This window comes from Martelella sp. FOR1707 (assembly GCF_053484265.1).
Window position 1 is genome coordinate 614,558 of record NZ_JBAKFP010000003.1, and the last position, 26,201, is coordinate 640,758.

The 26,201-nt window shown below is 62.0% G+C and carries 18 protein-coding genes and 1 tRNA gene; 10 read left to right on the plus strand and 9 right to left on the minus strand.

Features of this window, described 5'->3' with window-relative positions; translation table 11 throughout:
• Position 1 precedes the first annotated feature (1 nt).
• The 6 genes from V6765_RS10730 to V6765_RS10755 form a co-directional block, all read right to left on the minus strand.
• The gene (locus V6765_RS10730) at positions 2-835 is read right to left on the minus strand and encodes a carbohydrate ABC transporter permease (RefSeq protein WP_448428542.1); all 834 of its coding nucleotides are present in this window, start codon (positions 833-835) and stop codon (positions 2-4) included.
• The gene (locus V6765_RS10735) at positions 832-1,776 is read right to left on the minus strand and encodes a carbohydrate ABC transporter permease (RefSeq protein WP_448428544.1); all 945 of its coding nucleotides are present in this window, start codon (positions 1,774-1,776) and stop codon (positions 832-834) included. Before V6765_RS10735 ends, V6765_RS10730 begins: the two co-directional genes overlap by 4 nt.
• Positions 1,777-1,843: 67 nt before the next feature.
• Positions 1,844-3,112 carry an ABC transporter substrate-binding protein gene (locus tag V6765_RS10740; protein WP_448428546.1) on the minus strand — a complete coding sequence of 423 codons (1,269 nt, stop codon included), beginning with the start codon at positions 3,110-3,112 and terminating at the stop codon, positions 1,844-1,846.
• A 181-nt stretch (positions 3,113-3,293) separates the two neighbouring features.
• On the minus strand, positions 3,294-4,853 hold the full coding sequence (locus V6765_RS10745; protein WP_448428548.1) for a hypothetical protein: 1,560 nt from the start codon (positions 4,851-4,853) through the stop codon (positions 3,294-3,296).
• The gene (locus V6765_RS10750) at positions 4,850-6,115 is read right to left on the minus strand and encodes a Gfo/Idh/MocA family protein (protein ID WP_448428550.1); all 1,266 of its coding nucleotides are present in this window, start codon (positions 6,113-6,115) and stop codon (positions 4,850-4,852) included. Before V6765_RS10750 ends, V6765_RS10745 begins: the two co-directional genes overlap by 4 nt.
• Positions 6,116-6,193: 78 nt before the next feature.
• Entirely contained in the window at positions 6,194-7,285 is a 1,092-nt protein-coding gene (locus V6765_RS10755; protein WP_448428552.1) for a GntR family transcriptional regulator, read from the minus strand.
• Between the two features lie 591 nt (positions 7,286-7,876).
• On the opposite strand from V6765_RS10755, the gene dnaE reads away from it, so the two are divergent.
• The gene (gene dnaE / locus V6765_RS10760) at positions 7,877-11,344 is read left to right on the plus strand and encodes a DNA polymerase III subunit alpha (RefSeq protein ID WP_448428554.1); all 3,468 of its coding nucleotides are present in this window, start codon (positions 7,877-7,879) and stop codon (positions 11,342-11,344) included.
• 424 nt (positions 11,345-11,768) lie between these two features.
• Positions 11,769-12,851 carry a porin gene (locus tag V6765_RS10765; protein WP_448428556.1) on the plus strand — a complete coding sequence of 361 codons (1,083 nt, stop codon included), beginning with the start codon at positions 11,769-11,771 and terminating at the stop codon, positions 12,849-12,851.
• A gap of 243 nt (positions 12,852-13,094) precedes the next feature.
• Here V6765_RS10765 and V6765_RS10770 read toward each other — a convergent pair.
• Positions 13,095-13,181, minus strand: a tRNA-Leu gene (locus tag V6765_RS10770).
• Between the two features lie 597 nt (positions 13,182-13,778).
• Between V6765_RS10770 and V6765_RS10775 the strand changes: the two genes are divergently transcribed.
• Complete coding sequence (locus tag V6765_RS10775) at positions 13,779-14,513, plus strand: tetratricopeptide repeat protein (RefSeq protein WP_448428802.1); 735 nt, start codon at positions 13,779-13,781, stop codon at positions 14,511-14,513.
• A 51-nt stretch (positions 14,514-14,564) separates the two neighbouring features.
• Here V6765_RS10775 and xth read toward each other — a convergent pair whose 3' ends face one another.
• Positions 14,565-15,356: an exodeoxyribonuclease III gene (gene xth, locus V6765_RS10780; protein WP_448428558.1), complete on the minus strand. Its 792-nt coding sequence runs from the start codon at positions 15,354-15,356 to the stop codon at positions 14,565-14,567.
• A 486-nt stretch (positions 15,357-15,842) separates the two neighbouring features.
• On the opposite strand from xth, the gene V6765_RS10785 reads away from it, so the two are divergent.
• Positions 15,843-17,192, plus strand: coding sequence for a uracil-xanthine permease family protein (locus V6765_RS10785; RefSeq protein WP_448428560.1), 1,350 nt, complete (start codon positions 15,843-15,845; stop codon positions 17,190-17,192).
• A 503-nt stretch (positions 17,193-17,695) separates the two neighbouring features.
• On the opposite strand, the gene erpA is transcribed toward V6765_RS10785, so the two are convergent.
• A complete protein-coding gene (gene erpA / locus V6765_RS10790; RefSeq protein ID WP_448428562.1) occupies positions 17,696-18,028 on the minus strand; it encodes an iron-sulfur cluster insertion protein ErpA in 333 nt (110 codons plus the stop codon).
• 180 nt (positions 18,029-18,208) lie between these two features.
• Here erpA and V6765_RS10795 point away from each other — a divergent pair, with 180 nt between their 5' ends.
• From V6765_RS10795 to scpB, 6 genes are all read left to right on the plus strand, one after another.
• Complete coding sequence (locus V6765_RS10795; RefSeq protein WP_448428564.1) at positions 18,209-19,426, plus strand: deoxyguanosinetriphosphate triphosphohydrolase; 1,218 nt, start codon at positions 18,209-18,211, stop codon at positions 19,424-19,426.
• 57 nt (positions 19,427-19,483) lie between these two features.
• On the plus strand, positions 19,484-21,244 hold the full coding sequence (argS, locus tag V6765_RS10800) for an arginine--tRNA ligase (protein ID WP_448428566.1): 1,761 nt from the start codon (positions 19,484-19,486) through the stop codon (positions 21,242-21,244).
• A gap of 58 nt (positions 21,245-21,302) precedes the next feature.
• Positions 21,303-23,534, plus strand: coding sequence for an SPOR domain-containing protein (locus tag V6765_RS10805; RefSeq protein WP_448428568.1), 2,232 nt, complete (start codon positions 21,303-21,305; stop codon positions 23,532-23,534).
• Positions 23,535-23,647: 113 nt separating this feature from the next.
• Positions 23,648-24,667: a beta-N-acetylhexosaminidase gene (gene nagZ, locus V6765_RS10810; RefSeq protein ID WP_448428570.1), complete on the plus strand. Its 1,020-nt coding sequence runs from the start codon at positions 23,648-23,650 to the stop codon at positions 24,665-24,667.
• 2 nt (positions 24,668-24,669) lie between these two features.
• Positions 24,670-25,491, plus strand: a complete 822-nt coding sequence (locus tag V6765_RS10815; RefSeq protein WP_448428572.1) for a segregation and condensation protein A — start codon at positions 24,670-24,672, stop codon at positions 25,489-25,491.
• A complete protein-coding gene (gene scpB / locus V6765_RS10820; protein ID WP_448428574.1) occupies positions 25,488-26,183 on the plus strand; it encodes an SMC-Scp complex subunit ScpB in 696 nt (231 codons plus the stop codon). Before V6765_RS10815 ends, scpB begins: the two co-directional genes overlap by 4 nt.
• Positions 26,184-26,201: the final 18 nt, after the last annotated feature.

A 26,201-nucleotide genomic window follows, 5' to 3' on the forward strand; every position in this document is an offset into this window, starting at 1 on the left:
ATTATCCTTTCACGGCGCCGGCGGTGAGGCCGGAAACGATTTTGCGCTGGAAGACGAGAACGAGCGCGATCAGCGGCACGGTGACGATCACAGAGGCCGCCATGATGTTGCCCCACGGCACCTCGAATTCCGAAAGGCCCGAGATCATCGCGATCGCCACCGGCACGGTGCGCTGGCTGTCGGTGGAGAGGAAGGTGAGGGCGAACAGGAACTCGTTCCAGGCGTGGATGAAGGCGAGCAATCCGGTCGTCACCATCGCCGGCCACATCAGCGGCAGGAAGATGCGGCGGATGATGGTGAAGGACGAGGCCCCGTCCATGATCGCCGCCTCCTCGATCTCGATCGGCATGTCGCGCATGAAGGTGGTCAGCACCCATACCGTGAAGGGCAGGGTGAAGATCATGTATGAGAACACCAGCGACCAGAGCGAATTGAAGAGGCCGAAATTGCGGATCAGCTCGAACAGGCCGGAAAGCACCGCGATCTGCGGAAACATCGAAACCGACAGGATGGTGAACAGCAGCAGCCCGCGACCCCGGAAGCGGATGCGGCTGAGCGCAAAGGCCGCGGTGACGCCGAGAAACAGCGAGAAGATCACGACCACGGTGGCGACGAAGATCGAGTTGAAGATCTGGTGGCCGAAGACGCCGTCGGTCAGCATGTGCTGGTAATTGTCGAAGGTGACCGCCTTCGGCAGATAATTGACTTCGAACAGCGCCTGGCCGTTTTCCAGCGAGGTCAGGATTGCGTAGTAGAACGGAAACAGCGCCTGGACGAGGATGACCAGAACGAGCGCGTAAAACGCGATGCGTTTGACGGGAGCGGGGATGGTCATCTGTCGCCTCCAAGGTTCATGCGGGTGGCGCGAATGAAGCCGATCGTGAGCAGCGCGATGATCAGGAACAGCAGCGTCGAGGCCGCCGAGCCATAGGCGAACTGGTCGAAATCGAAAAGGTTCTCGCGCGCGAACACCGACATGGTGGCGGTATTGGCGTTGTTGGGGGTGAGCACATAGACGATGTCGAAGACGCGCAGCGCATCGAGCGCGCGGAACACGATCGCCACCAGCACGGCCGGCATGATCAGCGGCAGGGTGACCTTGCGGAACACGCGGACGGGATGAATGCCGTCAAGCTTTGCCGCTTCATACATGTCCTTCGGCACCATCTGCAGGCCGGCGAGGATCAGCAGCGCCATGAACGGCGTGGTCTTCCAGATGTCGACGATCAGCACGGCGAGAAGCGCCGTATCCGGATTGGCCGTCCAGGCCACCGGCTCGGCGATGACGTGCAGTTTCATCAGGATATCGTTCAGGATGCCGAACTGGTCATGCATCATCCAGGCCCACATCTTGGCGGAAACGATGGTGGGGATCGCCCAGGGGATGAGGACGGCGGCGCGCACCAGCGCGCGGCCGGGAAACTGGGTATTCAGCACCAGCGCGATGATCATGCCGAAAATGGTTTCGAACAGAACCGAGAAGAAGGTGAAGCGCAGCGTGTTCCAGACGGCCCGCCACCAGTCGGGATCGGCGAGCAGACCGTAATACTCACCGGTCCCGTCGCCAAAGTCGAGATATTCGAGATAGTTGCGGAAGCCGACCCATTGCGCTTCGCCCGGAAAATCAATCGAGGCATCGGTGAAGCCGAAATAGATCGTTCTGACCAGCGGATAGACCGCGACCACGGCCAGCACCGCCAGCATCGGCGCCAGGAACACCCAGGCCGAGACGACGCGCTGTTGCGACAGGGTCGATTTTTCGACCGGTTCTGCCATGTTCCGTTCCCTTCTTCTCTTGCGAAAAACGGCGCCGCGCCGGCAATGCGGGCGGCGCCGTCTTGTCTTACCAGCCGTTGCCGCGAAGGCGCTTCAGCTTGGCTTCCAGCTTGGCGAGGTTCTGCTCGGCGGTGCCATCGCCCGAAAGCGTATCATGCACGGCGGTCCAGAACTCCGAGGAGACCTCGTTATATTTGCGCTTGGTGGCGGCGGAAGGACGCGGCAGGGCGTTCAGCACCACCGGCTTCCAGCGCGGGATGAAGGGCTGGGCCTCGGCCACTTCCGGATCGTCGTAGACGGCGGTCACCGTCGGCGGGCGCGAGGTCTCGATCGCGCGTTCCTTCTGGTTTTCGAAGTTGTTGAGGAACTTCACCAGTTCGATCGCCTCGTCCGGATTGGGCGAATATTTGGAAACGGCGAGATGCCAGCCGCCCAAGGTCGCCGCAGAGCTGTCACCTTCGCCGCCGACCGGCAGCGTGGTCACGTCGAACTTGCCCTTGACCGGGGAATCCTCGCCATCGGCCAGCGCATAGGCATAGTTCCAGTTGCGCATGAACACGGCGTTGCCCGACTGGAACACGCCGCGCGCATCCTCTTCCATGTAGTTAAGCACGCCCTGCGGCGCGATGGTGCCGACCCAGGACTTCGCCATGCTCAGGGCCTCAGCCGCCTCCGGATTGTTGATCGCGATCGAGCCGTCGAGTTCGACGATGCGGCCGCCGCCATAGGAATAGATCCATTCCTGGCCGTTGCAGGTAAGCCCCTCATAGGGCGCGCCCTGGAACACGAAGCCCCACATGTCGCCATTGCCCTCGGCCCGCTCGCCATCCATGATGATCTGCGCGGTCTCGGTCATTTCATCCCAGGTCTCGGGAACCGGCCGATCGTATTTTTCCAGAAGGTCGCTGCGGTAATAGAGCGCCGGGGCGCCGAGGAACATCGGCAGCGCGACGAGCTTGCCGTCGACGGTCTGCGATTCGACGGCTGCCGGAACGAACTGGTCGATGATATCGGCGGTTGCCTCCGTCAGGTCGACGAAATGGCTGGCGAGCTGCGGCGCGCCGATGACATCGATGCGGTAGACGTCGATATCCGGCGACTTAGCCGAAAGCCAGAGCTTGTACTGGCCGAACTGGTCGGTCGTCGATTCCGGCATGGAGACGATGTTGACGGTGTTGCCGGTCATCTCCTCATAGCGGTCGAGCTCCTTGCGCAGGACTTCGTTATCCTTGCCGATTGCGCCGTGTACGATGTTGAGTTCGACGGCGCCGGCCGATACCGACATCAGCGCGCTTGCGGCGAGCAGAACGCCCGTGAATTTTCCAAGATGTTTCATTGCCTGTTCTCCCTCCGGCCTTTGTCAGGTCCGGTTTTCAAAAGTTCCCGCGTCTGAAAGCCGGTCCATCGGGGGCCGCTTTCCTGTTGTCTGGGCAATCCGGCGCGCAGCCGTATCGCGGCCTTGCCGTCATTGCCCGCATGGCCGGATTTTGAGATCCGGCGGTTTCGCCTGTTTCGTCTCACGCCTCCCTTCTGCAGAAAATCGGCGAGGTCCAGGCCATCTGCCCGGTCTTCTCGCGCAGTCGCACATAGATGTTTTCGCCCTCAGCCAAGGCGCCGAGCGCGACCGCGCCATGCCATTGCCACTGGTGCGGCCGGGGCAGGGCGTGGAAACGGTAAGCGGGGCTGTCGATCGGGCCGAGATTGCCCGACAGTGCGCCCTCGAAGAGCTGATCGAGCGGAACGTCGAGCTGCTTGCCCGAAAGCCTCGCCTTCAGCCGTGCCCCCGGCGCGGCTTTCAGCCGTATGGCGAAGCCCTGGGTGGCGGAGGTGACGTTGTTGGGATTGGCCGCGGCCGTGACCGAGAATTGAACAGTGCCCTCTTCAAGGCTGAGCGTCGGCAGCCTCGCGGCCTCATCCTCGCCCTCCAGCGGGGAGACGATCTCCGCTCCGCGGAAACGGGGTTCGACGCCGGTGATCTCGCCGCCTTCCAGCGTGATGTCACCGGCCCAGTCATGGCTTCTGCCACGCGCGCCCCAGCCGAGCTCGACAAACAGGATGGTCTCCGTTTCCGCGCCGGTACCGGCCTCGATCGGCGCGGGGCTCAGCTCGGGCGAGATGCGCTCGGTCAGCGCGCCGTTGCGGAAGATATCGATCGCGTCGATGAAACCGCCGCCGATGGCCTCTATCTCCAGCGCGGCCTCGGGCGCGGGCGGTGTGATGCCGCCCTGCACGGCTTCGCCGATCGCCATCAGCAGGTGAATATTGTCGCCGGTCAGCGCATTGGTGCGGCGCGCGCGCATGGCCGAGAAGATGGCGTCACGGCTGTCATCTCCGGCATAGACGGCCATGCGGCCATGGCCATAGGAGCCGGGAAAGGCGGAATGATGGTCCGTATTGCCGACCACGCCGAAGACCGCGCCGCGCTTTAGTCCCGCTCGCATGGTCGAAGCGCCGTTCACCGGACCCATGGAATGCAGGTAGGAGCGTTCGGATTCCGATTCTTCCGCGCAGCCATGCATCGAGAACATCTCGACAAAGGGCGACAGTTCGGGATCGAACGTATCCCAGTTGATGCCGCGCGCGCCCTGCCGGTAGCCGATATGATGCGGAAAGGCGAGGGCGCTGTCGCCCTTGGCGGTGTGAAGCGCCTGCTTTAGTTCGGCCGGGCTATCGGCAAGTTCCGGTTCGGCGACATCGAGGTCGCCATAGACGATCGTGTAGTCGCCATGTTCCGACGAATGGATCTCGTAGCCGGGAAATACGGCGAAGCGGCCGGGATTCTCGAAGGCCTTCAGAACCGCGAAATGGTCCTTCCAGTTGGCCTTCAGCTTTGCAAAACCCTTGACGTGGAAATCGACGATATGGGCCACCTCCGGCACGTCGACCGGCATATCGGGCCAGGCCGCGTGGCCGGTGATTGAGACGAAATCGAGCTGTGAGGCGGCGCGGGACAGCGCATCCTCCAGCCGGCCATGGCCATAGGAGAGGGCGCAGTGATTGTGGATATCGCCGAACAGCGGCTGAAGGCCGAGCCGGTTGGCAAGCGGGGTCAGGCGTTCGGGAAAACGGCGCGTCATTGCGCAAACTCCTGGGTTTCCGGATTGACGGGCATGCCGCCATTTTTCATCGATTTCTGCGCCGCCAGGACGATCCTGAGCGAGCCAACGCCGTCATCAATGCCGACGGGCGGGTTTTCGCCATTCATGAAGCGGCGGAGCGTGCGCACGAGTTCGAGATCGGCGCCGAAATGGGTCGAGCTGCGGTCCGGGCTGGTGAAGCCGAGCGTGCCGTGCTTGCGGCCGTAATCCTCGACGATGTCGATTTCGCCCGAATGACGCTCCATCCGGATGCGGCCGGAAGAGCCGACGATTTCCAGCGTTTCCTGATCCTCGGCCCAGGGGCCGAATATGGCGAAGAACAGACAGGCCGATACGCCGTTTTTGTAGCGGATGGTGACGATTGCGTGGTCATCGATATCCGCTCCCGGTCGATAGACGCAGGTATCGTTGCGGTCTTCCGGCAAAGCTGCCTCGCCCCAGCTCGGGTTGGCGATGGCGCCGGCGCCCTCGAACCGGTCCACCAGCGTCTCATGACGGCGATAGGGACAGTCGCGGTCGCAAAGCGAACAGCGTTCCGGCGCATTCGGATCGGGCGGGAACACATTGCTGCGGCCGCCGACAGCGGTGACGGAAAGCGGACGCGACCGCGCCACCCAGTTCAGCACATCGAAATGGTGCGAACACTTGTCGTTGAGCGCGCCGCCCGACAGCGCCTGCTTGCGGTGCCAGAGCTGGAGGTACCGGGTATAGGGAATGACCGAGCGCAGCAGGATCATCTGCGGATCGCCGATGCGGCCGGAATGGGCAAGCTTCACGGTCTCGATCCACGGCTTTTCGTAGCGCCGGGTGAAGGCCATCAGCACCGGTTGTCCGGAACGCCTTTCAGCCGACTGAATGGCTTCCGCGTCATCGAGCGTCACCGAGATCGGCTTGTCGAGATAAACGCGCTTGCCGGCCGCAATCGCCGCCTCGACCGGCGCGCGGTGGGCATTGGTATGAGTGGTGACGATCACAAGGTCGACGGACGGATCCTCGACGGCGGCCTCAAGGCTCTCGAATATCCGCACGGCATGGCGGATGCCGGCCTTGCCGTAGAGCCCGTTAAGATGGTCGGCGGCATAGCCGGCACGGTCTTCCAGCCGGTCGAACACGCCGATGATGCGAAAGCCGGTCTCCGCCGCGATTTCGGCCATGCGCGAGCCGACATAATAGATGCCGCGCTCGCCGGCGCCGACAATGGCGACGCCCGTGGTTTTCTGCTGGACCGGCTCCTGGAGCATTCAATGCCTCTGAACTTGTTCTTGTTATCGGCATCGGATGCTATTTGAGTATATATATGTGTACAATAATTGATGTACTCAATCGGTGTGGAGATCGATCACCGATCCATGGCGGACGTAGGAAATGGGGAGATAATGGGTTTGCGGCTCCTTCGGCCTGTCGGCGATCCGTTCACGGATGATCCGCTCGAACACGGCGAGCTTCTCGTCATGGCTGTTGCCGACCACATCGAACCGGCCGAGATGCTCCGACTGAAAATCCGTGCTGCCGAGCATGATGACGCTGAGGTCGCGGCCCGTCTCGAGGCCGAGCCTGGCGAGTGCGCGCTCGAGAATGAAACCTTCGACGACGCCCCAGGCGATCAGCGCCGTGAACGGAAGCCGCCCTTCGGCATCGGCATGACAACCGATGGCCGCAGCGATGTCGTCGATCTGATAGCTGCCGGGCAGTGCGTTCAGCTCGATCAGAAAGCACTGATCCGGATGGGGCAGGAAGCTGCCGAGCAGGTGGAACTCGCGGCGCGCCATGGCGATCTGGCGGGCATGATGCGCTGACGTGAGAAACGCGATCCGCTCGTGGCCGCTTTCCCTGAATGTCCGGAAGGCGATCGACAGCGCCTCGCGCCAGTTGGTGCCGATAGCGTCAACATCGATGCCGGTGGCCGACACGCCATCGATGACGATATGGTCGGCCTGCCGGTGAAGCGCTGCCAGGAACGCGACCGTCAGGATCTCGAAATTCACCTGAATGAGGCAGGCGCGGAACCGCCCGATCCGTTCCAGCACGTCGATCGCCTGGGCGTCGCTTGAAAAGCCGAGCTGCAACACCGAAAAGCCGGCGGACTTTATCCGGGTCGCGACCTCCTGCAGCGTCACCCGCGCCAGCCTGCTGTCGGAATTGCGGTAGAGGATCAGGAGATCCGCGGCATAGCTGTCGGGCGCCTTCTCCTCGCTCTTGCCGCCGACCACGATGCCCGCGCCGGGGCGGGCAATCAGGCGGCCGTCTTCGAGAAACGGCTTCAGCGCCGCCTCCACGGTGCGTTGCGCCGTTCCGAATTCGCGCATCAGATGGCGAACGGTCGGAAGCCTTTCGCCGGGCGATGCCTTGTCGATCCGCTCTTCCGCCCACCGACCGATCGCGGCGACGACCTGCTTGGTCTTGTTCTGCATCCGGGTATTATGAGTATAATTTATACCCGACGCAAGTCCGACCACAGTTTGGGATTGCTTTCGATCGGGGCTATCCGAAAAGGCAAAATCGGGTTCGTCTGTCGCGCTTTCGCGGCCGACGGCTTTGGGCGAAGTCTTCAGCCTTGTCGAGCCCGGATTACGGCGCCGGGAGCGTACGCATGGCGGATCGAGTTGAGCATGAAACCTGAATACAGGTGCCGGAGAGCGGCCTCGCTCGAGTTTTTTCAGGAACGGACTTCTATCAATATAGTACATATTTTCAGATGCTTGCCCGGATTCCGAGTCTCTCCGTGCGCTGTGGTCCGTCTTCGCCGGCAATAAACCGGCTTGCAAAGAGAACAAAAATAGAACATAAAAGGACTATAAGCAAAACGGAGGCAATCATGACCGATATTCTGCGTGACATCGCGGCTTTCTTCTCAGTCAGCCTGTTCCTGGCCAGCATGGCGTTGATCGTGAGCTCGCTATAGGTTTCTGTGCATTGCGAGACGAGCGTTTGCACCGGCGTTGCTCGCCTGCCAAAATCGGGTGGCGTATCTGATTTGGCGGCGATGAAGGAGTGATCTCGAGATGCAGGCTGAAGGCAAAGAGCAGGCGGTTCGTTTCGTGCATTTGCGCGTTCACTCGGCTTATTCGCTGCTCGAGGGCGCACTGCCGCTGAAGACGGTGATGAAGCTCGCCGTGGCCGACAGGCAGCCTGCAATTGCGGTGACCGATACAAATAATCTCTTCTGCGCCCTGGAGTTTTCCCAGAAGGCCGTGGGCGAGGGGCTCCAGCCGATCATCGGCTGCCAGTTGTCGATCGATATGGAGGATGGCGGCGACGGCGAGCGCCGCAGCGGCGGGCATCTGCCGCCGAAGAAACCTTCGATCGTGCTGCTCGCCGCCGATCCGACCGGCTATGCCAATCTGATGCATCTTGTCAGTGAGGCCTATCTCGGCGGAGAGGGGCATGACAGCACATATATAACGAAGTCATGGCTCAGCGCGCATTCGGACGGTTTGATCGCGCTCACCGGCGGGCGGACCGGGCCGATCGACGAGGCCGTTATTTCCGGCTTCGAGGCGAAGGCCGCCGAAAGGCTCGCATTCCTGAAATCCGCTTTCGGTGACCGGCTCTATGTCGAAGTTCAGCGGCACGGCAACTTCGACGTCCAGCACGAGCGTCGGGTCATCGCTCTCGCTTATGAACTCGATCTGCCGCTGGTTGCGACCAACGAGGCGTTTTTCCCGACCCGCGATGATTTCGAGGCGCATGATGCGCTGATGGCGGTGGCGCACAACGCTATTGTATCGGATGATCGCCGTTTCAGACTGACGCCGGATCACTATCTGAAGTCGCAGGATGAAATGGCGGAGTTGTTTGCCGATCTGCCCGAGGCGATCGAAAACACCGTGGAGATCGCGCGCCGATGCAGCTTCGTACTCGATACCCGCATGCCCATTCTGCCGCGCTTCACCGGCGCGTCAGATGATCCCGAGGAGGCGGAGCGGGCGGAAGCCGCGGAGCTGCGCCGGCAGGCGCGCGAGGGGCTGGAGGCGAGGCTTGCCCATGTGGGCATGAGCCCGGGCCATACGCGCGAGGACTATTTCGAGCGTCTTGACTACGAACTCGGCGTGATCGAAGGCATGAAGTTTCCGGGCTACTTCCTGATCGTTGCCGACTTCATCAAATGGTCGAAGGAGCGCGATATACCGGTCGGGCCCGGCCGCGGCTCCGGCGCGGGCTCGCTGGTCGCCTACGCCCTGACGATCACGGATGTGGATCCCCTGCGTTTCTCGCTGCTGTTCGAACGCTTCCTCAATCCCGAACGCGTGTCGATGCCGGACTTCGATATCGACTTCTGCCAGGACCGGCGTGAGGAAGTCATCCGCTACGTGCAGGAGAAATACGGCCGCGCGCAGGTTGCCCAGATCATCACCTTCGGTTCGCTGCAGGCCCGCGCGGCGCTGCGCGATGTCGGCAGGGTGCTCGAGATGCCCTATGGCCAGGTCGACCGTATTTCCAAGCTCGTTCCCAATAATCCCGCCAATCCCGTGACGCTCGCTCAGGCGATCGAGGACGAACCCAAATTCCAGGAGGCCGCGGAAGAGGAGCCGATCGTCGGGCGGTTGCTGGCGATCGCACAGAAGATCGAGGGCCTCTATCGCCATGCCTCGACACATGCTGCGGGCATCGTTATCGGCGACCGTTCATTGTCGCAACTCGTGCCGATGTATCGCGATCCGCGCTCCGACATGCCGGTTACCCAGTTCAATATGAAATGGGTGGAGCAGGCCGGCCTTGTGAAGTTCGACTTTCTGGGGCTGAAGACGCTGACGGTGTTGAAGACCGCAGTCGACTTCATTGCTCGCCGCGGAATCACGGTCGATCTTTCGCTCGTCCCGTTGGATGATGCCGAATCTTACGAGATGCTGGCGCGCGGCGAGACGGTCGGCGTGTTCCAGGTGGAAAGCGCGGGCATGCGCAAGGCGCTGATCGGTATGCGACCCGACCGCATCGAGGATCTGATCGCGCTGGTGGCGCTCTATCGTCCCGGCCCGATGGAAAACATCCCGGTCTATAATGCCCGCAAGCATAATGAGGAGGAGATCGAGTCTATCCATCCGCTGATCGACCCGCTGCTGGCCGAGACCCAGGGCGTGATCATCTATCAGGAACAGGTGATGCAGGTGGCGCAGGTGCTGGCGGGCTATTCGCTCGGCGAAGCCGACCTTCTGCGCCGCGCCATGGGCAAGAAGATCAAGGAGCAGATGGACAAGCAGCGGGTTCGCTTTGTCGATGGCGCGGTGGAAAAGGGCGTCAAGAAGCAGCGGGCCAACGAGATTTTCGATCTCTTGGCGAAATTCGCCAATTACGGCTTTAACAAGTCCCACGCCGCCGCCTATGCGATCGTGTCCTATCATACGGCCTTCCTGAAGGCGCATTATCCGGTCGAGTTCCTTGCAGCGTCGATGACGCTTGATATGGCCAATACCGAAAAACTGAACGATTTTCGTCATGATGCAAAGCGCCTCGGCATCGAGGTCGTCGCTCCCTCGGTGCAGACCAGTTACCGGCATTTCGAGCCGGGCGAAGGGCGGATCTTCTATGCGCTCGCGGCGATCAAGGGCGTGGGCGAGGCAGCGGTCGACCATATTGTTACGGTCAGAGGGGACCGGGCGTTCGATAGCCTGGAGGATTTCGCGCGGCGGATCGATCCGAAACTCGTCAACCGCAGAGTGCTCGAAAGCCTGATTTGCGCGGGCGCCTTTGATTGCTTTGGCAAGGATCGCGCCGCACTTCTGGCCGGGCTCGATCGCATCATCGGCCTGGCGCAGCGCAGCCAGGATGACAAGACCAGCGGCCAGGCGGACATTTTCGGCAGCGCCGGCGACCTGCCCCAGATCACGCTGCCGGATTATACCCCGATGCCGGATTCGGAGCGGCTGATGCGGGAGTTCCAGATGCTGGGCTTTTATCAGACCGCGCATCCGCTTGACGCCTATGCCGATATATTGTCGCGCATGCGCGTCCAGAGCTTCGCCGATTTCTCGCTTTCGGTGAAGAATGGCGCCGGCCGCGGGCGCCTGGCCGGCACGGTCGTGGCCAAGCAGGAGCGCAAGACCCGCACGGGCAACCGTATGGGCATCATCACGCTTTCGGATGCGACCGGCCAGTTCGAGGCGGTGCTGTTCTCCGAGATGCTTTATCAGTACCGCGATCTCCTGGAGCCGGGAACTTCCGTTGTCATCACCGTGGCGGCCGATGTCCGTCCCGAAGGCATTGGCATGCGGATACAGACGGTCCAGTCGCTGGAGGAAGAGGCGGTGCGCCAGCAGAGCGCGATGCGCGTCTACCTGCGCGATGATTCGCCGTTGGCGTCGCTTTCCAGGCATCTGAACACCAGCGGAGACGGAATCGTGTCCTTCGTGGTCATCCAGAACGAGGGGCTGCGCGAGGTGGAGGTCGAGCTGCCGGGCAAGTATAGGCTCTCCCCGGAAGTGGCGTCAGCCATGCGCGCGGTATCGGGCGTGGTCGACGTCGAACTCGTTTAGCTCTCTTAGGAGCAGAAAGCTGGTCCGATTCGCTTTTGCGGCGGTGGAATGCAGGTCTCCGCTTCGTTCTTTTGCGGATATTGGGCGCGTTTTCACGTTGAAGTCGCGGAATATGCGCCGTCTTTATTGCGTTCGAACTGTCGTGGCTGGGTGGAATCGCCCCGTTGGCGCTTGTTTTCTTTACCTTTTGTAAAGATTTGACCGCCTCACAGCCCCAACTTGTTGCGTATCGGCAACAGCAAGCCGGTAAGGAAGCCTCGGCGGCGGCTGTGCGGGCGATTGATGATTGCGATCGGGCGGCGGTCTTGTATGTTCACACTCAGAAGCGAGGGACTAGACAACCCGATCTTCTTGAAACCCGGAATGGGGCAGGGAACGCTCAGGCGAAAAACCCATTCCGCTTTAAAACCTTTTGGAGGTCATTATGAACGTGAAGAGCCTTCTTCTCGGCTCCGCTGCAGCAGTCGCAGCAGCTTCCGGCGCCCAGGCGGCCGACCCGGTTGTGGTCATCGAGCCTGTAGCTGCCAACTATGTAGAAATCTGCGACGCCTTTGGTGCCGGCTACTTCTACATCCCGGGCACCGACACCTGCCTCGATATCGGCGGTTACGTCCGTTTCCAGGTCGACGCTTCGCGTGGCGGCAATGTTCCTGATGCGTGGGACGTTTACACCCGCGGTCACATCGACATTTCCTCGAAGACCGAAACCGAACTCGGCGTTCTTTCCGGCTTCATCTCGCTGAACGCGGACTACTACTCCGATAACGGCTACACCGACGTTTATCTCGACGAGACCTACCTGTCGCTCGGTGGCTTCCAGGCCGGTTACTTCAACAGCTACTGGGATCAGGGCCTCCTCGGCGAAATCGACGATCTGAACGGCCAGACCAAGTTCAACTCGGTCCGCTACGTTTACACCGGCGAAGGCTTCGTAGGCGGCATCTCGCTCGACTTCCTCGAGCCGAAGATGATCGGTCTGATGAATTCGGGCAACAACGTACCGCACCTCGGCGTGTCCGGTCGTGTTGGCTTCCAGGCCGGCGGTGTTGGCGCCAAGCTCGATGTCGGTTACGACACCTACAACGAAGAAGCCGCTTTCCGCGCCATGACCTCGCTGGCGCTTGGCCCGGGCGCTCTTGACCTCGGCGCTATCTACGCCACCGGTTGGAACGCTTATGCCGTGACCTACGGCGGCAACGACTTCCAGGACTTCTCGCTCGCGACCCCGACGGCTGTTCCTGGCGTTTACGCCGAATGGGCGCTGGCTGCTGGCTACAAGCTGAACGTATCCGACAACTTCGCGATCACGCCTGCTGCTCAGTGGACCTCGGCTAATATTCCGGGCGCTGACAATGAGGACTTCTGGTCCGCTGGCGTACTCTTCGACTACACCATTGTCGAAGGCCTGAGCGCAAAGCTGAACGTTCGTTACACCGACCTGCCTTCGCAGTACTACCAAGACGATCAGTACTGGGCCGGTTGGTTCCGTCTGCAGCGCGACTTCTAAGAAGACGCCTCCACAGATCAGGAAAGGCCCGGCCGTTTGGTCGGGCTTTTTCGTTTTGCGGCGCGGCTCAGTTTGCGGTATTTCAAACGATCAGGCGCGTGCGATGCGTGCGATACGCATGGGTGCCTGAGCGGAGCGGGACTGTTGAAGCACGCGAAAGCTGATCCGGGCACGGCGCACCGGTTTTCAAAACCGGCTGTCCGGCTCTCGAAGAGACAACACAGCGCTTGATTTCGGATCGATTGGTGCGGACGGCGGGGGTCGAACCCGCATGACCATCCGGTCGAGGGATTTTAAGTCCCTTGCGTCTACCAGTTTCGCCACGCCCGCAGCAGGTTGTTCCCGAACAAGGGAATGGCTCGACTTCCGCCTGGTCGCGTCGGAGAGGCGGTATCGACCTTTCCGGAAGCGCTTGGCGACGTTGAACCGCAACCTGTGTCCGCTTCCCCAAAATCGGCGAAGCGGTGAGCGATGTGTAGTATGGCAAAGAGACTTCCGCAATAGAGCAAGGCGATTGTGCCGATGGTTCCACACGGGTTCGGGTGATGAAAGAACGACCTCTCTTGAACGCGCGGTCGCGGCGCTTGGTCGAGAGCGGGTGCACGACGAGGCGTTTGAGGCGAGAGCGGAGGCTTGACTGTATATCAGCATGTTAACGCTTTCCAATGAATCCGGTGACTGTGGCTGTTGTGTCACAGCAATTGTTTCAGTTCTCTCGTACAAACGATCTCGGCGTTAGCGTCTATTTCCCGCCACAAACACGCGGCATGTGAAAGGGAACAGAGCGCGCAGCAGTCCGCCGGACGTGTGATCGCGGTTTTATCCGACAAGATCTTTGCGCCCTCGACAACGTGGTGAAATCGTTTGATGATGAAGGCAATTCTGAGACAGACAGGCGTGTATGTGGTGGCGGCGGGCTTGTTCGTCATGGCCGGCGCGCCGGTATCGGCCTTTGATATCTCCAACGACATACCCAAGGATTCCGGGCGTTTCGATCTGTTCCGCTTCGGCTTCAAGGCCTACAAGAACGGTGACAAGCAAAAGGCGGTCGAAGCCTATCGCTATGCTGCCGAAAAGGGCCATACCGGCTCGCGCTGGGCGCTGGCGAATATGTATGCGTTCGGCGATGGCGTGCCGGAGAACGACTATGAGGCCTTCAAGGCCTATGCCGAGATCGTCAACCACGATGTGGAGCCCGGCTCGCCCGATACCGGATTTTATGTTAACGCGCTTCTTGCGCTTGCCGGCTACTACAAGTCCGGCATTCCGGATACGCCGGTGGTGAAGGACCTGGCACAGGCACGCCAGCTTTATTTCCAGGCCGCTTCGGTCTTCGGCAATCCGGAGGCGCAGTTCCAACTCGCCCAGATGATCCTGAATGGCGAGGGTGGCGCGAAGAATGTGCGCCTCGCCAAGAAATGGCTGAATCTTGCCAGAAAGAACGGCAATATCAGTGCGATGGCCGTTTTCGGCGATCTGATTTTCAACGAAGGCCAGCCGGTGCTCGGTCTAGCCTATCTCACGATGGCGGCCGATCGTTGTCAGATCGGCGATTGCAGCTGGATTCGCGATCTGCAGGAAAAGTGCTTTTCCGTGGTGGACGAGAATGACCGCCGCGGCGCGATCGCGCTCGCGCACAACATGAGCACCGGTTCTCCCTGACGCGACCACGTCTGGATGTGCAGCGCAGCCTGCATCCAGGCCTCAAGGTTTCTAGGCCCAGTCGCACTCAAACTGGCAGATCACCGGCACATGGTCGGATGGTTTTTCCCAGCTTCGGACAGACTTGTCTATCGAGGTGGCCACCAGCCTGTCGGCCGCCTCGGCCGAGAGCAGCATATGGTCGATGCGAATGCCGTTGTTCTTCGGCCAGGCTCCGGCCTGATAATCCCAGAACGTATACTGACCGCCGGCCTCGTCGGCGCCGGCGACGGCATCGTAGAGCCCCAGCCCGAGCAGTTCTGAAAAGGCCTCTCTGGTCTGCGGCAGGAACAGGGCGTCGCCCGCCCACACGGCGGGGTCGTGGCAGTCGCAGGGGCGGGGAATGACATTGTAGTCGCCCGCCAGCACCAGCGGTTCTTCAAGGTCGAGCCGCTGTTTGGCAAGCGTTTGCAAACGCTCCATCCATGCAAGCTTGTAGGGGTATTTCGGCGTGTCGACGGGGTTGCCGTTCGGCAGATAGATGGAGGCGACGCGGATCACCCCGCCCTTCACGCTGAAGACCCCCTCGATATAGCGCGACTGATCATCATCATGACCATCCGAAAAGCCGCGCTGGACGTCTTCCGGCGCTTTCTTCGACAGCAGCGCGACGCCGTTGAAGCCTTTCTGGCCGTGGGTCTCCACGTGATAGCCGAGGTCCTGAAAGGGGGCGGCCGGGAAATTCTCGTCGACGGACTTGATCTCTTGCAGGCAAACAATGTCGGGCGATGCCATTTCCAGCCACCGGACCAGGTTTTCCTGCCGCGCCTTGATGCCGTTGATGTTCCAGGTGGCTATCTTCATGTCAAATTCCGTATCCGCGACCGCGTTGGGGAAACCGTTTCGCCCGTGCCAGGCGTTTTGGAAAAGCCATTGTTCGCGACGCGTGCGTCGCCGGCGGCCGGGTCGCGCGATCATGCCGGATCAAGCACGGGCAAGGAAGCCCCCGACCGGCGATAATCAACATGTCTTTGGCCGGGCGATAGCCTGATGGGCCAACGGCAGGTCGTCAGGAGGCGTCGTAGCCGGCCGCGCCTGCCTTGCGATTTGCCACAGAAATGAGCAGTTCGCGTTCCCGTTGCATGAATTCGCGCCTGATGCGCCGGGTTCGCACGCCGTTCCGCTTCAGCTGTCTCTTGCCGTCGCCGGATGTGAAACGTGTAATGGGTCGCATTTTCACTTCTTGCGCGCATGAAACATTGTATGACACATTTGTGGCACGGATGTTGCTTGGGACATTCGTGTAAGTGCGAGCGATAACAAGCGGCAAGGGCCGCGGGGGATGAATTAATGTCCGATCAACATCACATCATATACAAACTCAACGACGTGCCTTCGCCGGGCGCCTCGTTTCTGGCTGCCATCCAGCACATTCTGGCCAGCATCATCGGCATCGTCACGCCGACGCTCATCATCGGCGGCGCTCTGGGGCTCGGCGTTCACATGCCGTATCTTCTGGCCATGTCGATGTTCGTTTCGGGCGTCGCGACCTTCATTCAGTGCCGGCGCATAGGGCCGGTCGGTTCCGGCCTTCTGAGCGTTCAGGGCACCAGCTTCGCCTTTCTCGGCGTCATTCTGGCAGCCGGTTTCGCGGTCAAGGGCAGGGGCGGCACGCCGGAGGATATTCTGGCGATGATTTTCGGGCTCTGCCTCGTCGGTTGCGTGGTCGAGATCGTGCTCAGCCAGTTCATCACCCGGATGGGCCGCGTGGTCACGCCGACGGTGACCGGGATCGTCATCACGGTGATCGGCCTCAGCCTGGTGAAATCGGGCTTCACGGATTTCGCCGGCGGCGCCGGCGCCGGTGAAGCGCTTGGCGCGCCGGTCAATATCTTCCTCGGCCTGCTCGTTGTTGCGGTCATCATTTTCTTCTCGTTTTCGAAACAGCCCATGGTCAGGATCGCCGCGATCATGCTCGGTCTGCTGGTCGGCTTCATCGTTTCGATCTTCTTCGGCATGGTGAATTTTTCGCAGCTCGGCACACAGCCTGTCTTCGCCGTTCCCGTGCCGCTGAAATTCGGCCTGGATTTCGATCTCGGCCTGTTCATCCCGATTGCTTTCGTCTACCTGATCACCGCGATCGAGACGACCGGCGACCTGACGGCCAATTCGGTTATTTCCGGTGAGCCGGTTCAGGGCGATGTCTATCTGAACCGCATCAAGGGCGGCGTGTTGGCAGACGGCATCAATTCGGGGATTGCGGCCCTGTTCTGCACCTTCCCGAACACCACCTTCAGCCAGAACAACGGCGTTATCCAGATGACCGGCGTCGCCAGCCGCCATGTCGGCTTCTATATTGCGGGCATCCTCGTGGTGCTCGGATTCTTCCCGATTATCGGCGGCGCGTTCCTGCTGGTGCCGAAGCCCGTGCTCGGCGGGGCAACGGTGGTGCTGTTCGGATCGATCGCCGTCGCCGGCATCCGGATCCTGGCCTCCGAGCCGATCGATCATCGCAAGGTCTATATCATGGCGGTCTCTTTCGGCCTCGGGCTCGGCGTCACCCTGGTGCCCCAGTCGATGCAGCAGATGCCCGATATCATTCAGAAGGTATTTGCCACGCCGATCACCCTGTCGGGTATTTCGGCCATCCTGCTCTCGCTCGTCATTCCGGAGCGGGCGGGCAAAACGATCGATGCCTGAAGCTGAGTGGGGGGCTGCCTTGGGGCCTCCGGCTTTTGCAGCGTCCCGGACATCATGTCCGGGGCGTTTTGCTTTGCTGGTGGGGCGGTATCGGTGCGTTTGTAAGCGTTGGTTGTCCAGGCGTTGTTCGCGCATGGCACGCCGATATGGTCGGCCTGAACAAAAAAGAACACCCCGGCGCAGGGATATGCCGGGGTGTTCCTGGAGGTCATCGCGAACGCGGCTGCCTGAAAGGCCAAAGTCGGTAGACGGCCGACTTAACCAACCCACGATGAATTTCGTCGCATAACGCCAAGCGCTATAAATTTAACGTAATCACTTGTCGTCCTTTAGTCAATCAGATGATTAAAAAATAAGTTGTCGTACGGCGGAGGGGGCCAAGATGCCACGCGGCCTCAAGACGAAGATTGCTGCCTAGCCCCTTGGCCCGGCCTTTGAGGTGCATTCGGAGAAGGCGCCGACCGCCCCTGAGGGGCGGAAGGAACGCCACCTTTGCCCCGTGCTCAGATAGAAAAACTGGTGCCGCAGCCGCAGCTTGCGACCGCGTTGGGGTTCTGGATCTGGAAGGACTGGCCGAGAAGGTTGTCCACGAAGTCGATTTCGGAGCCGGCCATGTAGACCAGCGAAATCTCGTCGATCAGCACTTTTGCATCGCCGCGGGTAATCACCACGTCATCGGCTTCCTCCTCTTCGGCGAGATCGAACTTGTAGGAGAAACCGGAGCAGCCGCCGCCTTCCACGGCAACGCGCAGGGCTTTCTTGCCGTCTTCGGCTGCGATGATTGCGGCGATCCTCTTGGCCGCCGCCTCTGAAAGCGTGACAGTCTTGGTGTCCATTGTCAGTCTCCTGAGCCCGGCAGGCGGGCTGAAATCGGTGTTTTGGCGCACGGAATGATCCACGCCTTCCAATGGCCTTTGATCTTAGTTAAGAACGGCGATGACAGCCGTCAACGGTCTATCTGCAACCGGGTGGCCGGCAGGACGCAAGCAGGAACACTTCCCGCGACAGGAATAAGCATGACAATCGACAAATCGGCATTGGGTTTCGGCGATGTGGCGCTCGCGCCCTATGCCTGCAATCCGTGGCAGAGCCGCGGCCGGCTCTATCCCGAGCCCGACAGCCTGACGCGCTCGCCGTTTCAGCGCGACCGCGACCGGATCATCCATACCACCGCCTTCCGCCGGCTGAAACACAAGACGCAGGTCTTCATCGCCAATGACGGCGATCATTACCGAACCCGCCTGACCCATACGATCGAGGTGGCGCAGGTGGCCCGTTCGCTCGCCCGCGCGCTCCGTCTGGACGAGGATCTTGCCGAGGGCGTGGCGCTGGTGCATGATTTCGGCCATACGCCGTTCGGCCACACCGGCGAGGACGCGCTGCACGAGAAGATGGCGGCCTATGGCGGCTTTGACCATAATGCGCAATCGCTCAGGATCGTGACCAAGCTGGAGCGCCGTTATGCCGAATTCGACGGCATCAACCTGACCTGGGAGGCGCTTGAGGGGCTGGTCAAGCATAATGGCCCTCTGCAGGACGCGGAGGGGAAGGGCGTTGGCGGGCCGGTTCCGCAGCCGATCCTCGATTATTGCGCCCGCCACGATCTCTGGCTTTCGACCCATGCCAGCATGGAAGCGCAGGTGGCTGCGATCGCCGACGATATCGCCTACAACACGCACGATATCGATGACGGGCTGCGTTCGGGCTATCTGAGCTACGACATGCTGGAGGAGGTGCCGTTTCTGGCCGGCCTGATGTATGAGGTTCGCGATCGCTATCCCGGTCTGGAATCGAGCCGGTTCACCAACGAGATCATGCGTCGCCAGATCACCGCCATGGTCGAGGATGTGATCGGCGTTGCCCAGGAAAACCTGCGCACGGTCGCGCCGCAATCGGCCGATGAGGTGCGCCGCGCCGGCATGACGCTGGCAACCTTCTCGCCCGCGATGGCGGAGATCGACCGGCAGATCAAGAAACTGCTGTTTCATCATATCTACCGCAATCCGGATATCATGGTGATCCGCAAGGGTGCGGCCCAGATCGTGACCGACCTTTTCGACGCCTATATCGCCGACCCGAAGCTGATGGGTGCGCATTCATGGAGCGAGGGGATCGAGCGGCTGGAGGACGCGCAGCTTGCCCGCCATGTGGCCGACTATCTCGCCGGCATGACCGATACCTACGCCTACAACACGCACCGCCAGTTGTTTGACCATACCCCTGATTTACGGTAGGAGCCCGGCAAACTGCGCCCTTTTGCGCCGGCCGCGTGGCGGCGGATGGAAATTGACATGAACCTTTTTACCGATTTCGAACAGAGACTGAACGAACAACTGCTGACGATTGCCGAAATCGCCGAAAAGCGCGACACGCTGGATTTCACCCGCATCGTGGTGGAGCCGCCGCGCGACCCGAGCCATGGCGATATTGCCGTCAACGCCGCGCTGGTGCTGTCCAAGCCGCTGCAGACCAAGCCGCGCGACCTTGCCGAAAAGATCGTCGCCGCGCTTGAGGCCGATGAGGATATCGCCGAGCTTTCGATTGCCGGTCCGGGCTTCATCAATATCCGGTTTTCTGCGCGCTACTGGCAGCGCGTTCTGCTTGCGCTGGTCCGCGAAGGTGAGGATTTCGGCCGCAGCGAAATCGGCAAGGGCCGCAAGATCAACGTCGAATATGTCTCCGCCAACCCGACGGGGCCGATGCATGTCGGCCATTGCCGCGGCGCGGTGGTGGGCGATACGCTCGCCAATATCCTGGATTACGCCGGCTTTGCGGTGACCAAGGAATATTACATCAACGATGCCGGCGCGCAGGTCGACGTGCTCGCCCGCTCCGCATTCCTGCGCTATCGCGAGGCGCTCGGCGAGACGATCGGCGACATCCCCGAGGGGCTTTATCCAGGCGATTATCTCGTGCCGGTCGGTGAGGCGCTGAAGGCGGAATTCGGTCCGTCGCTGCACAATCTGCCGGAAGACCAGTGGATGCCGATCGTCAAGGAAAAGGCGATCGACGCCATGATGGAGATGATCCGCGCCGATCTCGCCGCGCTCAACGTCACCCATGAGGTGTTCTTCTCCGAGCGTCAGCTTCACGCCGACGATGCCGCGGCGATCCGGTCCGCGATCAATGACCTCACCTTCAAGGGCCATGTCTACAAGGGCACGCTGCCGCCGCCGAAGGGGCAGACGCCGGAGGACTGGGAGGACCGCGAGCAGACGCTGTTCCGCTCCACTGAAGTTGGCGACGATATCGACCGTCCGCTGATCAAGTCCGATGGCAGCTACACCTATTTCGCCGCCGACGTCGCCTATTTCCGCGACAAGTACGAGCGCGGCTTCGACGAGATGGTCTATATTCTTGGGGCCGATCACGGCGGCTATGTGAAGCGGCTGGAGGCGCTCGCCAAGGCGGTGTCTGGCGGCAAGACCAAGCTGACGGTGCTGCTGTGCCAGATGGTCAAGCTCATGCGCGATGGCCAGGAGCTCAAGATGTCCAAGCGGTCGGGCAATTTCGTGACGCTGCGCGAGGTCGTCGACGAGGTTGGCCGGGATTCCGTGCGGTTCATGATGCTTTATCGCAAGAGCAGCGAGCCGCTCGATTTCGACTTCGCCAAGGTGACAGAGCAATCGAAAGACAATCCTGTATTCTACGTACAGTATGCCCATGCGCGCTGCATGTCGGTCCTGCGGCAGGCCCAGGAGAACTTTCCGGGACTGGATATTTCACAAAAAACACTGGAAGATGCGGTAAAGCAGGCGACTTATGAGCCGGAAGAACTTAGAGTTGTGGCCAAGCTTGCGGAATATCCGCGGGTAGTCGAATCGGCGGCGACAATGCGCGAGCCGCATCGGCTGGCGTTTTATCTCTATGATCTGGCGTCGCAATTCCATTCCCACTGGAATAAAGGGAAGGAAAAGCAGGAGTTACGCTTTATTAATGAGAGTGACAGACAATCAACGATTGCGAAGCTCGGACTCGTATCTTCTGTCGCTGCCGTATTGCGTTCCGGACTGGCTCTCACGGGAACCGACGCGCCGCAGGAAATGCGTTAGGTCCACCTGCACTCTCCCGTCGGCCTTTTAGGCCGATGGCAGCCTCGGTGGTTTGAAAATGGCAGACAAGAACAAGCCGGGTAACGGCAATAATGGCGGCTTTGACGAGGACGATCCCTTTGCCGAACTGGCGAGGCTGATCGGCACGTCCGACAATGAGCCGCCGCGCCGACAGGAAGGTCCGTATCCGCCGGAAACGGCAGATGACCTGACGGACGAGCTTCTGCGCGAGTTCGACAACTTTTCCGCTCCGTCCGAACGGTCCGAGCCGCCGTCGCGCCACGCGGCCGAGCCGTCCTTCGCGCCGGAAGAGGAGGACCGTTACGACGAGCCTCCGCCCTTTGAACCCGAAGAGAGGCCGGCTTCGATCTGGGACAGCATGCCGGCCGAACCCGCGCCCGAGAACGAGCAGCCGGATGATTTCGGAAGCTTCGAATTGCGCGGTTCGCTTGGCGGATACCAGCCGGAAGAACCCCGCCAGACCGATGTGACGCCGCCCGCCGAGGAACCTGTCGCGCCCCCGCCGCCATATCAGCCGGAGCCGAGCTACGCGCCGACGGCGGAATACGAGCCGGAGCCGCCGCACCAACCGGAACCGGAATACCAGACGGAACCCGCATACGAGCCCGAGCCGCGGCAGCCGGCGGCGCATGAGGATCAGGAGCTCGATCTCGACCTCGACGAAATCGCGCTTGAGCTTTCGGAGCTCGAACTGGCCGATGACGGCCCGGGACCGCTGGACGAGGTGGCGGCTGGCGACGACGATCGCGACGGCGATTTCGATCCGGCCGCGCTGATTTCGACGGAGGAACCGCCCGCGCCGGTCGATGAACTCGACCTGCCGCCGATGGGCGACGACGAGGTCGTGCCGGCCCGCGCCTCCGCCGAGCCCTACGAATTCGACCTCGACGAGGAGCTTGCCGATGTGCTGGCGAGCCAGCCGGCTCTGGTCGATCCACTGCAGGAGCCGCCCGCCCAGCCGGACCTGCCGGAGGAGGTCGACTATTACGCCGCCGCTCACAGCGAAGCCTATGACGAACCCCTCAGGCAGGCCGTTCCGCCGCAGGCCGGCTACAATGAGGCTGCCGAGGGCTTTGAAGCTGCGGTCGATGACGATTATTACGACTTTGACGATCGCGAGCGTCGTCCGGGCCTGCTGCCCGCCACCTTCCTCGGAGCAGGGCGTGTCGCCCTGATCGGCATCGCCGCAATTGCGCTGGCCGTGTTGTTCGTGTTCGCGGGCATGCGCTATTTCGCCGGCGACGGCGGCGGCGAACCGGTGGTCATCACCGCTGACAATTCAAGCGTCAAGGAAGCGCCGGAGGATCCGGGCGGCGAGGTTGTGCCCAACCAGGACAACGCCGTTTTCAACGATGTGTCCGGAACGCTGGCCGAACCGCCGCGCCAGGGCAGCCTGATCGCCTCCGATCAGCAGCCGACCGATGTTGAAAGCGTCGCGCCCAATCCGTTGGCCGGCAGCGCGTCGAGCGGCACTGCCGATACCGGTGGTCTCGAGCCGCGCAAGGTCAGAACCATGATCGTGAGGCCCGATGGCACGCTGGTCGAACGCGATGCGGCTCAGCTCAGCCCGTCGTCGTCGACCGGGATCAGAAGAATTGAGACGCAGACGGCGCTTCCCGATGAAACCGGTCAACTCGTCACCTCCGTGCCTCAGGACAGCGTAAACGCCGGATCCAGCGGCGAGAACGCGGCGCCCTCGCTGGCGCCTCCGTCATCGCAGGCGACCGAGACCCCGCCGGCGTCTGCAACGCCCGAAGACACGGCAATTTCGCCGGTTACCGAACCCAGCACTGTGGCTGAGGCTGCTGCCGCGAATACGGCCGAAGCGACGGAAGAACCGGAACAACCGGCTGCCGAGGACGCGCCAGTACAGGATTTCGGCATCGCCAACGTGCCGCTGCCGACGCGGCGGCCGCCCGGCGGCGCGCCCGCGCGCGTTGCCGCCGCCAGCCCGGCTCCTGCGACGACCGCGCCTGCCGCAGCAGCGCCTGCCGCGGCAGCGCCGCAGGCGAGCGCGCAGTCGACTTCCGCCTATGCGATGCAGATAGCATCGCTGCCTTCGGTGGAAGAGGCGCAGCAGGCCTATCGGCGGCTCAGCGCCCAGCATCCTTCGGTGCTGGGGCGGCGACCGGTGGAGATCGTTCCTGCGACGATTGCGGGCAAGGGGACGTTCTATCGGGTGCGCATCGGCGCTTCCAGCCTTTCAGAAGCGCTTTCGCTGTGCGAACGCTACAAGGCGGAAGGCGGAAGCTGCTTCGTACCGCGCTGATTCTGGCCGCGCCGCGCGTAGAAGTGGCGCTTTTGCCGTGCAGAGCCGCACAAAATTGTGCATGAATGTCGGGGCTTATTCGTGCTTTGGTCCCGATCTCATATGATTCGCTCATGACAAACGCCCCGAAAGCCACGATTCTCGGTTGCGCCGGCGCCCGCCTCAGCGACGAGGAGAAAGCATTCTTCCGCGCGGAGCAGCCCTGGGGCTTCATCCTGTTCGGCCGCAATGTCGAAACCATGGAGCAGGTAAGGGCGCTGACCGCGGAGCTGCGCGCGGCTGTCGGCCGAAATGCACCGGTGCTGATCGATCAGGAGGGAGGAACCGTGCGCCGTCTGCGCCCGCCGCTGGTGCGCGATTATCCCGCCGCCTCGGTGATCGGGAAGCGCTATGCCGGCGCTCCCGATGAGGCGAAAGAGGCGGCTTACGCCTGCGGTCGGCTGATTGCGGCGGACCTTCTGTCGGTTGGCGTCGATGTCGACTGCGCCCCGGTTCTCGACATGCCGCCGGAACCCGATACCGGCTTCATCGCCAATCGCGCTTTCGGTTCGGATCCCGACCAGGTGCGGGTTCTGGCTCAGGCCATGGCCGACGGGCTGAAGGCCGGCGGCGTGCTGCCGGTGATCAAGCATATGCCGGGCCACGGGCGCGGCCTTGCCGATTCCCATATCGGACTTCCGGTGGTCAGGGAGCCGCTGGCGCTGCTCGCCGAACGCGATTTCCGGCCGTTCCGCGAGCTCACCGACATCCTGATGGCGATGACCTGCCATGTGCTTTTCGAGGCGGTCGATGCCGAAAACCCGGCCTCCACCTCGGCAAAGGTTGTCGAGCAGGTCATGCGCGGCGCGATCGGTTTCGACGGGCTGATCATCTCCGACGATATCTCGATGAATGCGCTGGCCGGCGATATCAGTGCGCGCGCCGGCGCGGTCGCGGCCGCCGGCATTGACATCATTCTTCACTGCAACGGCAAGATGGATGAGATGCGGGCCGTCGCCGATGCCGCCCCGGCGCTTGCCGGCGCAGCCCTGATCCGCGGCGAACGGGCGCTGGCGGCCCGGCCCGCGGCCGATGACGCCGATCTCGATGCGCTCTCCCGCAGGCTCGACGACCTTCTTCAGGCGGGGAGCTGATCATGCAGGAAAGCTTCTTCCCCGAAAGCGAAAACGCCACCGTCGAGGTGCGCGCGTCGGGCGAGGCGGTGCTGGTCATCGATGTCGGCGGTTTCGAAGGGCCGCTTGACCTGCTGCTGCATCTGGCGCGCACGCAGAAGGTGGATCTGGCGCGAATCTCGGTTCTGGCGCTTGCCGAGCAATATCTCGCCTTCATCGAGAGCGCGCGCCGCATCCGCATCGAGCTTGCCGCCGATTATCTCGTCATGGCGGCCTGGCTCGCCTATCTGAAATCGCGGCTGCTGATCCCCAAAAGGCCGAGCGACGAGGAGCCTTCGGGCGAGGACATGGCCGCCACGCTCGCCTTCCGCCTCAAGCGGCTGGAGGCGATGCGCGATGCCGCAAGCCAGCTCATCAACCGCAACCGGCTCGACCGCGACGTCTTCCGCCGCGGCGCGCCGGAGCATATCCCCGATGAAACCGGCTCCAGCTACATGGCGACGCTTTACGAACTTCTGGACGCCTATGCCAATATGCGCCAGCGCGAGGCGATCAGCGAGGTGACGATTGCCATGCGCCATGTCTGGTCGCTCACCGATGCGCGCGAGCTGTTGCAGGGCCTGATCGGCGAGATCGGCGAATGGACGGCGCTCGATCGTTATCTGCTGCGCTATCTCACCCGGCCTGAGGATCTGCGGACCGCGATCGCCAGCACCTTCGCCGCCTCGCTGGAACTGGCGCGCGAGGGCCGGCTTGATCTGAGACAGGACGAAGCCTTCGCGCCGCTGATGATGCGTCGCGGCAGAAGCAGGATCGAGCCCTTCCCCGGCGAGGCCGCCGAATGAGCGAGCCCGAGGACAACGAAGAATCGTTGAGCCCGGAACGCATGCTGGAGGCAGAGCGCATTGCCGAGGCGCTGGTCTTCGCCTCCGCCGAGCCGGTGAGCGAGGCCTATATCGCCGAGCGCATTCCCGAGGGCGTCGATGTCGCGGAGCTGATGGCGGGGCTTGCCGAGCAGTATCGCAATCGCGGCGTCAATCTGGTGCGCGTCGAGGATCACTGGGCGTTCCGCACCGCAGCCGACCTTTCCTTCGTCATCCACCGCGGCGAGCGCGAGGCGCGCAAGCTCACCCGTGCGGCACTCGAAGTGCTGTCGATCATCGCCTACCACCAGCCGGTCACCCGCGCCGAGATCGAGGAAATCCGCGGCGTCCAGACCTCCAAGGGCACGCTCGACGTGCTGATGGAGGCGGGCTGGGTGCGGTTTCGCGGGCGCCGGCGCACGCCCGGCCGCCCGGTGACCATGGGCACGACCCGCAGCTTTCTCGATCATTTCGGCCTTGAGGAAATCCGCGATCTGCCGGGGCTGGAGGAACTGCGCGGCGCGGGTCTGCTGTCCGGCCGGATACCGCCCGGCTTCCAGATACCGCTGCCGCTCAATGACGACGAAGACCTCACCGATGACGAGGAGCCGTTGGATGCCGCGGACCTTGAGGATCTGGGGCTTTTGACACCGGGCGGTAAACATGATGAATAAGCTCTAGAAAAAGTGGCC

Excerpts from the sequence above, each read along its gene's own strand:
- V6765_RS10730 (WP_448428542.1), bottom strand. The coding sequence starts at position 835 with ATGACCATCCCCGCTCCCGTCAAACGCATCGCGTTTTACGCGCTCGTT.
- V6765_RS10735 (WP_448428544.1), bottom strand. The coding sequence starts at position 1,776 with ATGGCAGAACCGGTCGAAAAATCGACCCTGTCGCAACAGCGCGTCGTC.
- V6765_RS10740 (WP_448428546.1), bottom strand. The coding sequence starts at position 3,112 with ATGAAACATCTTGGAAAATTCACGGGCGTTCTGCTCGCCGCAAGCGCG.
- V6765_RS10745 (WP_448428548.1), bottom strand. The coding sequence starts at position 4,853 with ATGACGCGCCGTTTTCCCGAACGCCTGACCCCGCTTGCCAACCGGCTC.
- V6765_RS10750 (WP_448428550.1), bottom strand. The coding sequence starts at position 6,115 with ATGCTCCAGGAGCCGGTCCAGCAGAAAACCACGGGCGTCGCCATTGTC.
- V6765_RS10755 (WP_448428552.1), bottom strand. The coding sequence starts at position 7,285 with ATGCAGAACAAGACCAAGCAGGTCGTCGCCGCGATCGGTCGGTGGGCG.
- dnaE (WP_448428554.1), top strand. The coding sequence starts at position 7,877 with ATGCAGGCTGAAGGCAAAGAGCAGGCGGTTCGTTTCGTGCATTTGCGC.
- V6765_RS10765 (WP_448428556.1), top strand. The coding sequence starts at position 11,769 with ATGAACGTGAAGAGCCTTCTTCTCGGCTCCGCTGCAGCAGTCGCAGCA.
- V6765_RS10775 (WP_448428802.1), top strand. The coding sequence starts at position 13,779 with ATGGCCGGCGCGCCGGTATCGGCCTTTGATATCTCCAACGACATACCC.
- xth (WP_448428558.1), bottom strand. The coding sequence starts at position 15,356 with ATGAAGATAGCCACCTGGAACATCAACGGCATCAAGGCGCGGCAGGAA.
- V6765_RS10785 (WP_448428560.1), top strand. The coding sequence starts at position 15,843 with ATGTCCGATCAACATCACATCATATACAAACTCAACGACGTGCCTTCG.
- erpA (WP_448428562.1), bottom strand. The coding sequence starts at position 18,028 with ATGGACACCAAGACTGTCACGCTTTCAGAGGCGGCGGCCAAGAGGATC.
- V6765_RS10795 (WP_448428564.1), top strand. The coding sequence starts at position 18,209 with ATGACAATCGACAAATCGGCATTGGGTTTCGGCGATGTGGCGCTCGCG.
- argS (WP_448428566.1), top strand. The coding sequence starts at position 19,484 with ATGAACCTTTTTACCGATTTCGAACAGAGACTGAACGAACAACTGCTG.
- V6765_RS10805 (WP_448428568.1), top strand. The coding sequence starts at position 21,303 with ATGGCAGACAAGAACAAGCCGGGTAACGGCAATAATGGCGGCTTTGAC.
- nagZ (WP_448428570.1), top strand. The coding sequence starts at position 23,648 with ATGACAAACGCCCCGAAAGCCACGATTCTCGGTTGCGCCGGCGCCCGC.
- V6765_RS10815 (WP_448428572.1), top strand. The coding sequence starts at position 24,670 with ATGCAGGAAAGCTTCTTCCCCGAAAGCGAAAACGCCACCGTCGAGGTG.
- scpB (WP_448428574.1), top strand. The coding sequence starts at position 25,488 with ATGAGCGAGCCCGAGGACAACGAAGAATCGTTGAGCCCGGAACGCATG.